10 protein-coding genes and 3 pseudogenes are annotated in these 14,142 nt (G+C 58.9%); 4 read left to right on the top strand and 9 right to left on the bottom strand.

From position 1 onward, the window contains the following. Positions 1-141: 141 nt before the first annotated feature. Positions 142-1,134: a diaminopimelate epimerase gene (locus ACRESJ_RS22505; protein ID WP_431759888.1), complete on the bottom strand. Its 993-nt coding sequence runs from the start codon at positions 1,132-1,134 to the stop codon at positions 142-144. 182 nt (positions 1,135-1,316) lie between these two features. Here ACRESJ_RS22505 and ACRESJ_RS22510 point away from each other — a divergent pair, with 182 nt between their 5' ends. Next, positions 1,317-2,468 carry an MFS transporter gene (locus tag ACRESJ_RS22510; protein ID WP_431759889.1) on the top strand — a complete coding sequence of 384 codons (1,152 nt, stop codon included), beginning with the start codon at positions 1,317-1,319 and terminating at the stop codon, positions 2,466-2,468. A 370-nt stretch (positions 2,469-2,838) separates the two neighbouring features. On the opposite strand, the pseudogene ACRESJ_RS22515 reads toward ACRESJ_RS22510, so the two are convergent. The 5 genes and pseudogenes from ACRESJ_RS22515 to ACRESJ_RS22535 all read right to left on the bottom strand — a co-directional run. Continuing rightward, positions 2,839-3,468, bottom strand: a pseudogene (locus tag ACRESJ_RS22515) (TonB-dependent receptor domain-containing protein); the annotation flags it as partial. 112 nt (positions 3,469-3,580) lie between these two features. Continuing rightward, positions 3,581-4,575, bottom strand: a pseudogene (locus ACRESJ_RS22520) (FecR family protein). 145 nt (positions 4,576-4,720) lie between these two features. Further along, positions 4,721-5,133 (bottom strand): annotated as a pseudogene (locus ACRESJ_RS22525) (sigma factor). 85 nt (positions 5,134-5,218) lie between these two features. Then, positions 5,219-6,583, bottom strand: a complete 1,365-nt coding sequence (locus ACRESJ_RS22530; RefSeq protein WP_431759890.1) for an ATP-binding protein — start codon at positions 6,581-6,583, stop codon at positions 5,219-5,221. After that, positions 6,580-7,287 (bottom strand): response regulator, encoded by a 708-nt coding sequence (locus tag ACRESJ_RS22535; RefSeq protein WP_431759891.1) that lies wholly within the window; start codon positions 7,285-7,287, stop codon positions 6,580-6,582. Before ACRESJ_RS22535 ends, ACRESJ_RS22530 begins: the two co-directional genes overlap by 4 nt. A 165-nt stretch (positions 7,288-7,452) precedes the next feature. Here ACRESJ_RS22535 and ACRESJ_RS22540 point away from each other — a divergent pair, with 165 nt between their 5' ends. The 3 genes from ACRESJ_RS22540 to tynA all read left to right on the top strand — a co-directional run bounded on the left by ACRESJ_RS22540 (position 7,453) and on the right by tynA (position 10,985). Next, positions 7,453-7,764, top strand: coding sequence for a hypothetical protein (locus ACRESJ_RS22540; protein ID WP_431759892.1), 312 nt, complete (start codon positions 7,453-7,455; stop codon positions 7,762-7,764). Positions 7,765-7,811: 47 nt separating this feature from the next. Continuing rightward, positions 7,812-8,480, top strand: a complete 669-nt coding sequence (locus ACRESJ_RS22545) for a DUF3313 domain-containing protein (protein WP_431759893.1) — start codon at positions 7,812-7,814, stop codon at positions 8,478-8,480. A gap of 216 nt (positions 8,481-8,696) precedes the next feature. Continuing rightward, the gene (tynA, locus tag ACRESJ_RS22550; RefSeq protein WP_431759894.1) at positions 8,697-10,985 is read left to right on the top strand and encodes a primary-amine oxidase; all 2,289 of its coding nucleotides are present in this window, start codon (positions 8,697-8,699) and stop codon (positions 10,983-10,985) included. A 115-nt stretch (positions 10,986-11,100) separates the two neighbouring features. Here tynA and ACRESJ_RS22555 read toward each other — a convergent pair whose 3' ends face one another. The 3 genes from ACRESJ_RS22555 to paaX all read right to left on the bottom strand — a co-directional run bounded on the left by ACRESJ_RS22555 (position 11,101) and on the right by paaX (position 14,043). After that, positions 11,101-11,691, bottom strand: coding sequence for a hypothetical protein (locus ACRESJ_RS22555; protein WP_431759895.1), 591 nt, complete (start codon positions 11,689-11,691; stop codon positions 11,101-11,103). A 420-nt stretch (positions 11,692-12,111) separates the two neighbouring features. Beyond that, positions 12,112-13,026: a transcriptional regulator FeaR gene (gene feaR / locus ACRESJ_RS22560; RefSeq protein ID WP_431759896.1), complete on the bottom strand. Its 915-nt coding sequence runs from the start codon at positions 13,024-13,026 to the stop codon at positions 12,112-12,114. 93 nt (positions 13,027-13,119) lie between these two features. After that, positions 13,120-14,043, bottom strand: coding sequence for a phenylacetic acid degradation operon negative regulatory protein PaaX (gene paaX, locus ACRESJ_RS22565; RefSeq protein ID WP_431759897.1), 924 nt, complete (start codon positions 14,041-14,043; stop codon positions 13,120-13,122). Between the last annotated feature and the right edge of the window lie 99 nt (positions 14,044-14,142).

Consider the following 14,142-nt stretch of genomic DNA (forward strand, 5'->3'; position numbering starts at 1 on the left):
CCCACGCTCCGCGTGGGAATGCCTCAACGGACGCTCCGCGTTCGGCTTTTGATTGGGACGCAGAGCGTCCCGGGCTGCATTCCCACGCAGAGCGTGGGAACGATCATCATGGCGGGCTTGCCCGCGATAGCTATTTCAAGATCACCCCACCAACCGCGCCGTGCCAAACAGACTGACCCGACTCAATTCCCCCTGCTCTTGCTCCAGCAAAATCGGCGCAGTCCCACCGGGCATCACCACCTTCACTTCACCCGCGCCGACCCAGCCCACCCGCCACGCCGCACAAGCCACCGCCGTGGCGCTGGTACCCGATGATGCGGTTGGCCCTTCGCCCCTCTCGAACACCCGTGCAAGCACTTGCTGCCCGGACTCATGCATCGCCCATTGCAAATTGATCCCCGCCGGACACGGCCGCCCTGCCCCTGTCGGCATGGCATAGGCGATACGCGTCAGTCCTTCGTTCAATGCGGGTTCGCGCATCAGCTCATTGCCTGGCAAATCCTCGACACGGTCCACCAACGTCACACAATGCGGATTGCCGACCCGAGCGAACTGGCTGCGCGACCAAGCGCCATTGAGTGCTGACAATTGTTCAACGCAGCTGAGCTCGCGACCGTTCAGCACTGCTGTTTCAACCCCAACGGCACTGACTGCATCGGGGCCGAAGCCGGGCCGACCCAGATCGAGCCAGAAACCCTGCACGCCCTCGACCTCTGCCGATTTCACCGACGTTTCTCCAGGTGAAACGGCATCAGCCTTGTCATGGTGAACCTTGAGTACGCAAGCTTCGTCGCTGGGCAGAAGCCCTTGATCGCTGAGCGCCTGGGAAAAAATCGTCAGCCCATTGCCACTGCGCTCCGCAAGGGTGCCGTCGGTGTTGACGATCAACAGATCAAATGGCGGCGACGACTGGAACGGTCCCACCAACAAGCCATCGCTACGATGCTCCTTGCTGCCCGGCGGTTGAGTGCCGGGCGCCCAACTACAGCACGCCTCGATGGCCGCCAGCGCCCAGGCCTGGCGAGTTTGCACGGCATCGCTGGCCTGATCGGGCAGGTCGATACCCTGGTGGCGCAGGTCCTGCGGTGCCACAACCATGTAGATATTGCCCCGTGCATCGTACATCCGCGCCATGGCGCCCTCCCTGCTGGATTGATCGGTGGAGTAATCGGTGGTCCTCAACATATCGCGAAACATGCCCTGGCTGTGCAAGGATGTCCGCCTGCCTGACCGCAAAACCTTGCGGACGCTGGTCGAACGCTTGCCGGTTGACCACTGTCCCTAGGGGGACGCGACGTTTTTTGCCAAGGATCGATATGACCAATCTCAACACCCAGAGCACTTTCGTTCCCGGACGCCTGGAACAAATGTCCACGCGCATCGCGTTTTTTATCGCCGGGATCGGCATCGCCGCGTGGGCGCCGCTGGTGCCCTATGCCAAGGCGCGGGCTGGGCTGGACGAAGGCACGTTGGGCCTGCTGTTGCTGTGCCTGGGGGTGGGTTCGATTCTGGCGATGCCCATGGCCGGCATCCTCGCTACGCGTTTCGGTTGCCGCAAGGTGGCAACCGGCGGGACGCTGATGATCTGCGCGGCGCTGCCGTTGCTGGCGACGGTGTCATCGATTCCCGCGCTGATCGCGACGCTGTTCCTGTTTGGTGCCGGCTTGGGCACGGTGGATTCGACGGTGAACCTGCAAGCGGTGATCGTCGAACGGGCCAGCGGCAAGAACATGATGTCGGGCTTCCATGGGATGTTCAGCCTCGGCGGGATCGTCGGCGCGGCAGGCGTCAGTGGCTTGCTCGGCCTCGGGCTTTCACCGCTGGGCGCGATGCTGGTGGTGATCGTCGTGGTGCTGGTCGCGCTGGCGAAGGCGGCACCGCACCTGCTGCCCTACAGCAACGAGAGTTCGGGACCGGCGTTCGCCGTACCCCATGGCATCGTGCTGTTCATCGGTGGGATGTGCTTCATTGTGTTCCTCGCCGAAGGCGCCGCGCTGGACTGGAGCGCGGTGTTTCTGGCACAGGAGCGCGGGATCGATAAAGCCTACGCGGGGCTGGGTTATGCAGCGTTCGCCCTGACCATGACCGCTGGACGATTGACCGGTGATTCCATCGTGCGACGCCTGGGCGCCACCCGCGTGATCGTATTCGGTGGCCTGACGGCAGCGGCGGGTTTGTTCCTGGCCACGTTCGCCCCAAGCTGGGAAGCGGCGATTGCAGGGTATGCGCTGCTTGGCGCCGGTTGCTCGAACATTGTTCCGGTGCTGTACACCGCCGTGGGCAAACAGACAGTCATGCCGCAAAGCATCGCCGTGCCAGCCATTACCACACTGGGTTATGCGGGCATTCTCGCGGGGCCTGCGGTGATCGGCTTTGTCGCCCATGCCGCCAGTTTGAGTTTCGCCTTCGGGCTGATGGCGCTGTTGCTGGTGGCGGTGGCGATTGGCGGAAAGGTGTTGAAGGTCTGAACAACGACACAAAACCCTGTGGGAGCGTGGCTTGCCCGCGAAGAGGCCGGCACATTCAACATTGATGCTGACTGACCTGACGCTTTCGCGGGCAAGCCCGCTTGCCACAGGTACTTTTGTCGACCACAACAATTGTGAACGACACAAAACCTGTGGGAGCGTGGCTTGCCCGCGAAGAGGTCGGCACATTCAACATCAATGTCGACTGACCATACGCCATCGCGGGCAAGCCTCGCTCCTACAGGTACTTTGGTCGACCACATGACTTATGAACGACACAAAACCCTGTGGGAGCGGGCTTGCCCGCGAAGAGGTCGGCACATTCAACATCAATGTCGACTGACCTGACGCCCTCGCTCCCACAGATCAACTATAAGAACCCAACACTGGCCTGCACAAAGAACGTACGCGGGGCGCCAACGTACATCCCCGCGTTGTTGTCGCTGGAGCGGGTGAAGTACTGCTTGTCGAAGACGTTTTTCACCCCGGCGCCAAGCTTCAGGTTCAACACTGACGGACCGAAGTCATAGCCGCTATGCACGTTCCAGGTGACGTAGCCCGGAATGTCGCCGTACTGACCATCCGCGGTGCCCTCGGTGATGTAGTTGTTGGTGAAGCTGCCATCGGCATTCACCGCAACACCCGGCGAGCGCTGTTTGGACTGGGCAAAGGCGTCGATGTTGTACGTCCAGCGATTGATGTCGTAGCGCAGGCCGGCAGTGGCCACCTGACGCGAGTAGAACGGCAGATCACGGCCCTTGAAGCCAGGAATCTCGCCTTCATGGACAGCGCGGGTGTAAGTGAACCCGGCATTGGCCGTCAGGCCATCGAGGCGAGGGCCCAGCGTCGCCATGTCGTAGTGCCCCGACGCTTCGACGCCCTGGTGGGTGGTCGCGCCGAGGTTGGTCCAGCCCGCATCGTTGCTGATGTACTGCAACTCTTTATCGAAATCGATGTAGAACAGCGTCACTTCGCCGCCCCACACTTCATCGTTGTAGCGCGGTGGATATTTTCACGTCGAACGTAGTCCTGTGGATCGCAAGAGTGTGCGTTTGTTAATGCAAACCAGTTGCAGTTGAATAGGAAGACGATGAACTCGAAAAATCCTGAATTTATTTTGAAGTTATTTCCTGACTGCCGTCATCGAGGGTCCGCACGGCTACTGGAAGGATGTTCGGCAAGGCCTTGAGCAACGCATCGGTGTTGTCGGGTTTGAATACGCTGGTCAGCCGCAGATTGCCCACGGCCGGGCTTGCGACCTTAAGCGGCTTCTCTCGATATCGCGAGACTTGCTCGGCAACGTCAGCCAGGCTTGCGTTGTTGAACACCAGCTTTCCGTTGCGCCAGGCTGTCAGCTCGGCCGGATTGACCCCATAGGCAGCCGCCACCTTGCCCTGCGCATCGACGTGAGTGCCCAGGCCTGCGGTGAGGTTGATGAAATCCTTGTCGGCGGCATCGCGCCCCTGAACCTTGACCGTCCCCTGCTCCACCACGACCCGGGTCTCGGCGCTGGCGCGGCGCACATCGAAACGGGTGCCGGTGACCGTGACCTTGCCGGCCTGGACCACGAACGGTCGGCTGGTGTCATGCTGGACGCTGAACATCGCCTCGCCTTCGGCCAGTTCGATGCTGCGACGATCCTTTCAAAGCGCACTTGAATGCGGCTGCGGCTGTCCAGATCCACCACCGAGCCATCCGGCAACACCACTTGGCGACGTTCGCCGAGCGCCGTGGAAAACTCGGCGGTGTAAGGCGTCGGGCGATTCAAACCGCTGAACCATCCCAATCCCAATCCCAATCCCAACCCAAGCGCGACCGCCACCACACTGGCGGCCACCGCATAACGCAGTACCGGGCGCCGCTGAATACGCGCCGGCGGCTCCTGACACAACGCCCGCAGGCGCGCAGCGGGCACCAAGTCGGCCGCTTTCCACAGGCCCTGGAGCAATTCATATTCGTTTCGATGTTGAGGATGTTCGTCCAGCCAGGCTTCGAACCGGCCTCGCACCTAGGCATCAACGACGGGCTCTTGCAAACGCACGAACCACCGCGCCGCCTCATCGCGAACTGTTGTTTGCCCGCACGCACAATCACGAGTATCCATCATGGAAGTTCCTGTTTGGCTGGGGTTAAGAATTCACACCGCACGCTGGTGTAGGAGCTACCGCAGGCTGCGATCTTTTGACTTTGCTGTTCATAGGCACGATCAAAAGATCGCAGCCTTCGGCAGCTCCTACACAAAGCTCTGCACATCATGATTGCAGGCCTTCAAGGCGGCCGCGCAGATGCCGCAGCGTGCGGATCATATACTTCTCCACCATGTTCTTGGACAGTCCCAGGCGTTCGATGGAATCGGCCAATTGGATCGCCTGCATGAAGTGCTCCGGGTCGCCGGTTGACGACACACTGACATCAATCGCCTCGGACTCCATGGCGCTCCGCCGATCCTCACGCCGATAACCATCCACGGCGATATTGCGCGCGTCTGGTGCAGGTACGCCCGAGGTTGTTCCACCCCCTTCGAATCCGACTCAAGCACCCGCACAAAGGTATCGAGGGCCAGATCCTCAGCCTGCTGACGGTTTCTCAGGCGACGGGTCCAGGTGCCAACCAACTCTTCGTAATGCTCAAAAAAACCATGTCTACGGGGCAGCTTGGGGGTCATTGCGGTGCGCTGTGGGTACGGGGGCGCGAATAGTTATGCTTCCTTTTAAGCCAAGGCAGCGATTGGCGGCTCAGTGGCTATTGCGTCATTCCCCCTGCCGCCCCGAAGCGTTGAACCGTTGAGTACCCGGCAGCTCGATACGCGCAACCAGCCCCGAACCACGGCGATTACGCAGCGCCAGCTCCCCACCTTGTTCGCGAACGATCGCCCGGGCAGCGGACAGTCCCAACCCCACGCCGCCGGTATCACGGTTGCGTGAAGTTTCAAGACGATAAAAAGGATCGAACACCCGATCGAGGGCAGACTCGGGAATGCCAGGCCCCTCATCACTGACTTCAATACAGACCAATTGCTCGCCACCGCTCAAATCAATGCGTGGCTTTTGCGCATACTTCACCGCATTTTCCAGCAGGTTGACGATCACCCGCTTGATGCCCAGCGGGCGACCGTCGTACACCAGGTGAGCTGGGCCGGCAAAATCGACCACGATGCCTTGATCGCGAAAATCATCGATGATCGTTTGCAGCAATTCCGAGAGGTCAAATGCCGTGGTTTGCTCCATATGGGTTTCATCACGGAAAAACCCCAGCGCCGCGCTGATCATCGTTTGCATCTCTTCGATGTCGCGAACCATTTTGCGCTGATGCTCCAGGTTTTCCATGAACTCGCTGCGCAGGCGCATGCGCGTCAAGGGAGCCCGCAAGTCATGGGAGATGGCCGCGACCATTTGCGTGCGCTCGCTGACAAAATGCCGGATCTGCGCCTGCATGGTATTGAACGCGATGATCGCCTGACGTATTTCATGGGGGCCTTCGATCTTGATCGGCGGTGCACGCAGGTCACCGCCAAAGCGCCTTGCGGCACTGGCAAAACGTTGCAGCGGGTTGGCCAACTGCCGTGTGGCAATCCAGGCGACCAGCAAGGTTGCAATCAGCCCCAGGCCGATGATGATCGCGATCCGCACGCGTGAGTCCAGCCCCCAGCTTCGTTCCGGGGGCGTGAACGACAACCAGCTGCCATCGCGCAACTGAACCAGGGCCACGTAGTGCGCCTGGGGGCTTCCGTCTGGCCAGTCGCCGGGGTTGAACACTTCAATGTCGCGGGGGTTGTCGCCCAGCAACTGAAGTAGCGGCATCCCCTTGGGCTTCACCTGAGTACCGCCCGAGGGCAGATGGAAATCGGCGCGCTGTGGGTTCCACATCACCTCAAGCATCGGATTGCTCGCGGCGGCGGCCAATTGCGGGCGCAATGACGCGGGTGCCGCTTCGATCACCCGGACATTCGCGGCGATCTGCTCCAGCAAACCGGTGCGCTCGATGGGAGGCCGACCCCAGGTGCCAGCCAGTTGCACGAACAGACCATTGAGTGCCAGCGAAGCGACCATTGCCGCGACGATGGTCAGCGCAATGCGGCTCCTGAGGGTATCGCGAGGGGATATACGACGGATCACGAACGGGTCACCTTGGCAGAAAACATGTACCCGCCGTTACGCACCGTGCGAATCAGGTCCGGGCGCTTGCTGTCCGGCTCGATCTTGCGTCGCAGTCGGCTGACCTGCACGTCGATACTGCGGTCATAGGCGTCGTAGCCCTGCCCGCGCGCCAGGTCGATCAGTTGTTCGCGGGTGAGAATGCGTTGTGGATGTTCGAGAAAGACCAATAGCAGATCGAACTCGCCAGCGGACAAGGGAATCATCACGCCTTGGGGTGAACGCAGCTCGCGACAGGTGATATCCAGCTGCCAGTCGGCGAAGGTGATGATCGGCCGCAGTGGCTCATGCCCCAGGTTTTTCTCGCCGGCACGACGCTGGACGGCGCGCAGCCGGGCGAGCAGTTCCCGAGGGTCGAACGGTTTGGTCAGGTAATCGTCGGCGCCCAGTTCCAGACCGACAATGCGATCGCTCAGCTCCCCCATGGCGGTCAACATGATAATCGGAATGGCCGTACGGGCCCGCAGCTTCTGGCACAGGCTCAGGCCACCTTCGCCCGGCAGCATCAGGTCGAGGATGATGGTGTCCGGCCGGCTTTTTTCAATCGCCGCCCACATGGCTTCGCCATGGGTGGCCACGTCCACCTCATAGGCATGCTGAACGAAGAACTGCTTCAGCAAGGCCAGGATTTCCACATCATCGTCGACGATCAGCAGTCTGCTCACGTTCAGAGGGTCCACGGGTCAAAAAAGGAGCGTATCTAAAACCATTCCGACGTCAGGGTCATATATTTCAATCGCGCAACATTTCTACCGGGCTGACATCAACCGGACATACTGGCGCAACCGCTCTGCCGCAACCTGCGCGACTTTCAAGTCATGAGGTCTTCCATGCAGGGATCGAACAGTCCATACCCGGTCGAGACGGTCGACAGCGCTCACACAGTGATCCTCAACCAGCGCACCAGTGAGCCCGAGCACAACGAGCCGATTCTATTCCAGCAGTCGTGCGTCGGACTGACCGATGATCGGACCCACGTGGTGCTGCGCCGCTACTTCGAACGCTACAGCCCGAGCACCAGCACTTGGGTGGAATACGTCCATAGCGTGCCCATTGCCGAATTCACCCAGTGGATCATGGCCAATGGCGCTCTGCGCATCGAAAGCTCGGATGACCTCCCCGCCGCTCACACCAGCCAGTGATCAGTGGCGCACCACTTCTATAAACCCTCCAAACCAGGACTCCTTCGATGAGAAAAAGATTCTCGCTGCCGCTATTGGCTGCCGCCACGCTGGTGCTGTCGGCGTGCACCAGCAAAAAAGTCAGCCCCGACGCGTACTCAGGATTTTTGCATGACTACAGCCTGCTGACGGAGCATCAGTCACCCTCGGGACAAACGGTGTTGAGCTGGGTAACCCCGGCACTCAAGCCCGAACGCTACACGCAGGTTTATATCGAACCGAGCCAGTTCTACCCCAATCCCCTGCCGACCGAGCGCATACCCCAGACCACCCTGTCCGACACCACCTGGTACTACGACGCCGCGCTCAAGCACGAGCTGGGCAAGGTCATGAAGGTGGTCACGACCCCAGGCCCCAACACCCTGATCGTGCGGCCTGCAATTACCCGCGTGGCGGCCAGTACCCAAAGCCTGCGCTACTATGAATGGTTACCTATTACCCTGGTTGCCGCGGGTGTCAGCACGGCCACCGGCATTCGTGATCAGGACAGTGAAATTGCCACCGAGGTCGTCTTTCTCGATGGCGGGACCGGGGTCGTCGTCGCTGAAGTGGTACGCAAAGGCACGGGGTTAACCCTGGAAAACGACAAGCAAGTCATCACCACAGCAGACGTCAAGGGCGTACTGGATGGCTGGGCCAGCGACCTGCGCAATTCGTATGTGGCCATGCGCAAGTAACGATGTAGGCCCTATCCAGCGCCTCGCAGGCAGTGGGTGGGGCTTGAGCCCGCTTGTTGAAACGGCAATATCGAACTTGCCAACTTGGATCCACTGAGGAAAGCTGATTCCGGCAGGGAGTCCAAGCAATCTGGCAGGAACTCAAAAGCAGCCAGCGACTTGCTGTAGCAAAGTGCGAACATGCCAGTCACCGGCTTTTCCCCCAGGAATGCACCCATGTTCAGCGCCAAAGCATCGTCCAAAAGATCACCCCTTGCCCGGCTCGCCCTGGCCATCTCCCTGAGCGCCATCGGCCTGCCGTTCTGGGCGAGCAATGCCCAGGCCCACGGCGGTCATGCCGAAATGGTGCCGCTGCAAGCGGGCCTCGAGGAGTTTGGCGCCACAGTCAAATGGGACGACTATTCGAACATGTTCACCATCGCCAAGGATGGGGTCTATCTCAAGGTCAAGCCGGACAGCAAGGTGGCCATGCTCAACGGCAAGCGCATGGAGTTGACGGTGCCGGTGGTGTTCAAGGGCAAGACCGCGTTCATGTCCAAGGACTTCATCAACCAGGTGTTCCAATCTGGCCTGGACACCACCTTTGTCGTCGAAACCCGCCCTAACCCGCTCAACCCGTTGAGTGCGGACGAAATCAACACCGCCGTGGATATCGTCAAGAAATCGGAAAACTACAAACCGGGCTTCCGCTTCACTGAAGTCTCGGTCAAGGAACCGCCGAAAGACCAGGTGTGGAACTTCGTCTACACCGGGCAAAACGTCACCCAATCGCGCCAGGCCAGTATCGTGGTGCTCGATGGCAAGCACGTGATCGAGGCGCTGGTGGATCTCGACAGCAAACAACTCACGTCGTGGAAGCCGGTTCAAGGCGCCCACGGCATGGTGCTGCTGGACGATTTCGCGACCGTGCAGGCCGCTGTCGAATCCAGCCCGGAATATGCTGCGGCCCTGGCCAAACGCGGCATCAATGACGTGAAAAAGGTCGTGGCCACGCCGCTGACCGTCGGTTATTTCGACGGCAAGGACGGCCTGGCGCAAGACAAACGCCTGCTGAAAATCGTCAGCTATCTCAATACCGACGACGGCAACTACTGGGCGCACCCGATCGAAGGCCTGGTGGCGATCGTCGATCTGGAGCAGAAAAAACTCATCAAGATCGAAGACGAAGCGATCGTTCCAGTGCCGATGAAACCGACGCCCTACGACGGACGTGGGCGCAAGGGCGTCGCGGTCAAGCCGCTGGAAATCATCGAGCCGCAAGGCAAGAACTACACCATCACCGGCAACAGCATTCACTGGCAGAACTGGGACTTCCACGTGCGTCTCGATTCGCGGGTCGGTCCGATCCTGTCCACGGTCACTTATGACGACAAGGGCAAGAAACGCAAGATCATGTACGAAGGCTCGTTGGGCGGCATGATCGTGCCTTACGGCGACCCGGATGTCGGCTGGTACTTCAAGGCATACCTGGACTCCGGCGATTACGGCATGGGCACACTGACCTCGCCCGTCGCCCGCGGCAAAGACGCCCCGGAAAACGCCGTGCTGCTGGACGCCACCATCGCCGACTACACCGGCGCGCCCACTAAAATCCCACGCGCCATGGCCGTGTTCGAACGCTACGCCGGCCCGGAATACAAACACCAGGAAATGGGCCAGCCCAACCTCAGTACCGAACGCCGTGAACTGGTGGTGCGCTGGATCAGCACCGTCGGCAACTACGACTACATCTTCGACTGGGTCTTCCAGCAGAACGGCACCATCGGCATCGACGCCGGCGCTACCGGCATCGAAGCGGTCAAAGGCGTGAAGTCCAAAACCATGCACGAAGACACCGCCAAGGAAGACACCCGCTACGGCACCCTGCTCGACCACAACATCGTCGGCACCACGCACCAGCACATCTATAACTTCCGCCTGGATATGGACGTGGACGGCGAGCAAAACTCGCTGGTGGAAGTCAACCCGGTGGTACTGCCCAACGACCGTGGCGGACCACGCACCAGCACCATGCAGACGGAAACCAAAGTGGTCAGCACCGAACAACAGGCCGCCCAGAAATTCGACCCGTCGACCGTGCGCCTGCTGACCAACTTCAGCAAGGAAAACAAAGTCGGCAACCCGGTTTCCTATCAGCTGATTCCGTATGCCGGCGGCACGCACCCGGTGGCCAAGGGCGCCAACTTCGGCCAGGACGAATGGCTGTATCACCGCCTCAGCTTCATGGACAAGCAACTGTGGGTGACCCAATACAACCCAGAAGAAAAGTACCCGGAAGGCAAGTACCCGAACCGTTCGGACAAAGACTCGGGCCTGGGGCAATTCACCCAGGACAACCAGTCCATCGAAAACACCGACGACGTCGTCTGGCTAACCACCGGCACCACCCACATCGCCCGCGCCGAAGAATGGCCGATCATGCCGACCGAATGGGTGCATGTGCTGTTGAAACCGTGGAATTTCTTCGATGAAACGCCGACGTTGAATTTTAATTCGCCGAAGTAAAGCGCGAAAAGATCGCAGCCTTCGGCAGCTCCTACAGAATCGGGTTTGCACACGGGCCATGTAGGAGCTGCCGAAGGCTGCGATCTTTTAAGCCTCACAAAAAAACCGCAGACAATTACTTGTTTGCGGGCTGTTTCTTGCAGGTGAACACGGACTGCTGATTCTGAGCTGTATATCCCACCCTGATTTTCTTGAAAACATCCAGAGCAAAATCATCCATGACTCTTATATCCGTATGTTCCTCAGAATACTGATAACTTCCTTGAGTGTTAATTGAGAACTTTCGACTCACCCTATTCACAACCTCACCCCTATTAACATAAACCTCTCGCCCATCTCGACCCAAGAAGGTGCTCACTCGATTTTTCCCGACCCCGAAACTTGTAATGGGTCCTGGATTGAGAAGTGAAACCTCAACGACAGCGCGATCAACGCCATCTTCCGGGGCAGGGATAGACCAAAGCTGGATAGTCACCCGTGATTCATCAGAAACCGCTTTCGCCTCTACAATTTTCATCGTCGGATATTCAACGACCAGCTCTATTTTTCCATCTTGTTTGTAAGCCACAAATCGGCATTCATCTTCATTTTCAGAACCCTTAACCCCAGATTGATCCCCATACTTTGTAAAAGCAGTTTCAGCAAATAAAAAACTTAAAACGCCAAAACATACCAATCCATATATAGCGACATATTTTTTTGCCATTGAATCACCTTCACCGAAATCAAATTGATCGACTTCGGAATATTACGCCCACATCTGTATAAATATTAGCCAGCAACTTCTGATAGCACAGTAATACTCATCCGACACGGAACAAGCACCCAATCAATTTCTTGTCGGAAAGTTCTTTTATGGATTTATTCCTACAGACTTAAATGCCTTGAACTACATCAGAGTCAAAGCTTGCCAGCAACAATTTCCGCTCAACATCCACAGTTGATTTGGCTGATATCAAATTCTGTGTTCGCCGCTATCCCCTGTGGGAGCTAGCCTGCTAGCGATGGCGGTAGGTCTGACGCATTGATGTTGGATGTGCTGATGTCATCGCTAGCAGGCTAGCTCCCACAGGTTTATGAGGCGCACACAAAATCCGCGATCAACCGCGAATCCTGTAGGAAAAACTCAAGCGTGCTGCTTGCGATACTCCCCCGGCGCAATGCCGAAGCGCGTCTTGAACGCCGTCGAGAAATAGCTCGAATCGGAGAACCCCCACGAGTACCCCAGCACCGACAACTTCTCCTCCTTGCCCGACTGACGCAGGGACTCGGCGCACAGGTCCAGCCGACGGTTCTTGATGTAGCGCGCTACCACCAGGCCTTTCTTGGCGAACATGCGGTACAGGCCGCGGGTGGACATGCCGACTTCCCGCGCCAGCCATTCCGGGCAGAGTTCTTCGCAGCGGATGTTCGCGTCGATAAAGTTCAGGGTCTTGCGGAAGGTGCGCTCGTGCGGGTCCGTGCAATCTTCGGTCTGGCTGATGGCTGGACGCAGCAGGCTGACAATCGCTTCCAGGGTCGCTTCGCTTTCTTGCCGGCTCAGTTGCTGCTGGCTGGCGGCATCGAGGATAAGACGATGGGAAAGCCTGGCGATCGGTGATGTCGCGACAATCCGGTGGCCGCACTTGACCTGATTGAAGCGCAGGGTTTGCTCCACCAGTTGGTACGGAAGGATCAGCGATAACTGCCGGGAATTTTCGCTGTAGGTGAAGTCGCTGGGCCGCGAGGCATCGATCAGCGTGATGTCGCCGGCCGACAGCAAAACCTTGTCATCACCCTGGGCCATGCCCGCCGTGCCGTCGAGCTGAAACACCGCAAAGTATTTATCGCCCTCGCCCGCCGTCACCTGCTGGGGCGTGCGGTACAGCCGCGCCTGACAGACATCGACGAAGCTGAGCTTGAGCGCATCGTTGTGGTATTCGCGGATCTGACCGGCGAAGCCCGCGCCCAGGGGTTGTGCGTTGAAGGCGCCACAGATCTGGTTGATCTGATGGATCCATTGATCGAACCCATCATGACGCTGTGCAATTGTGGAAATCATGTCAGGCCTCGCGAGGCTTATTTTTATTGTCTACCGCACGACATCGGATGCATCAAATCTCCTGAACCGCACCAATCCCTGAACAATGACGTGCTATTTCAGTCCGCCAAAACGCCGGTAAAAGCTTTCCCCCACATCCGGCAACGGGCCATCGGCCGTCTCCAGTGCAGTGTTCAGCCATTCTTCGGCCTTGGCGAAGATCAAACGGTAAATGTTGCGGCACAGCTGCCGAGCGGCGCGGCCTTCCCAATCGCCGGGCAGCAACTCGTCCGGCAGTTGAGGGTCACGCAGCAGCAGCTTGCGGTACTCGTGGATCAGCAGAATCCGTGCCAGGAAGCAGTCGGCTGGCTGCAGGTTCTCTTGCTCGCGCAGCGCTTGCCACAGTGGCCGGAACAGCTGGATGAACTCACTGTAATGCGTGGCCAGTTCTTCGATGTTCCAGCTCTCGCGCACCTGCAGGCGCAGGGCCTTGGAGGCCAGTACATCCTGCGCGGTGGTTTCGAAGACGATGGTGTCTTCCTGCGCGCCGAGGTCCAGCAAGGTTGCGTTGACATCGGAGCGGTCGCTGCGCGGGCACGCCAGCACCGCCGGCGAGATCGCACCAAAACCTTGCCACTCCAGTTCTTCACGCACCTGTTTGCGCTTGTCCTGAGTCAATTGCGACAGCATGACCAGGCACCAAGAACCGTCCCAGGCTGGCATCGTCGTGCTGTAGACCCGCTTGAAGGCCTTGTCGAAACGCCGGCGACCGGTACCGGTCAGGCTGTAGTAGCTGCGGCGACCGACTTTCTCGGCGGTGAGCCAGCCTTCCTTGGTCAAACGAAAAATCGAGGTGCGGATCAGCCGTTCGTTGATGCCGATCGGTTCGAGCAACTGAATCAGGCTGCCCAGCCAGACAGTCCCGCCATGGGGTTCGATGGCATCACCGTACAAGGTGATGATCAGGGAACTGGCGCGGATCGGCGTCTGCTCCTGGAAGCGGGTAATCAGATGGTTCAAGGGTGTCAGGGACGACATGGGCGTACCGAGCAAAAAAAGAAAAGGAATATACCGAAAGTCTGTCCGTTAATTGCAAATCACTCTGTAGGAGCTGCCGCAGGCTGCGATCTTTTGATC

The organism is Pseudomonas sp. (assembly GCF_050739655.1).
Taxonomy (GTDB): Bacteria; Pseudomonadota; Gammaproteobacteria; order Pseudomonadales; family Pseudomonadaceae; genus Aquipseudomonas.

What these genes read in the sequence shown, in the direction of transcription:
- ACRESJ_RS22540 (WP_431759892.1), top strand. Translation starts at nt 7,453, where the DNA reads ATGCAGGGATCGAACAGTCCATACCCGGTCGAGACGGTCGACAGCGCT.
- ACRESJ_RS22510 (WP_431759889.1), top strand. Translation starts at nt 1,317, where the DNA reads ATGACCAATCTCAACACCCAGAGCACTTTCGTTCCCGGACGCCTGGAA.
- ACRESJ_RS22545 (WP_431759893.1), top strand. Translation starts at nt 7,812, where the DNA reads ATGAGAAAAAGATTCTCGCTGCCGCTATTGGCTGCCGCCACGCTGGTG.
- tynA (WP_431759894.1), top strand. Translation starts at nt 8,697, where the DNA reads ATGTTCAGCGCCAAAGCATCGTCCAAAAGATCACCCCTTGCCCGGCTC.
- paaX (WP_431759897.1), bottom strand. Translation starts at nt 14,043, where the DNA reads ATGTCGTCCCTGACACCCTTGAACCATCTGATTACCCGCTTCCAGGAG.
- feaR (WP_431759896.1), bottom strand. Translation starts at nt 13,026, where the DNA reads ATGATTTCCACAATTGCACAGCGTCATGATGGGTTCGATCAATGGATC.
- ACRESJ_RS22505 (WP_431759888.1), bottom strand. Translation starts at nt 1,134, where the DNA reads ATGGCGCGGATGTACGATGCACGGGGCAATATCTACATGGTTGTGGCA.
- ACRESJ_RS22555 (WP_431759895.1), bottom strand. Translation starts at nt 11,691, where the DNA reads ATGGCAAAAAAATATGTCGCTATATATGGATTGGTATGTTTTGGCGTT.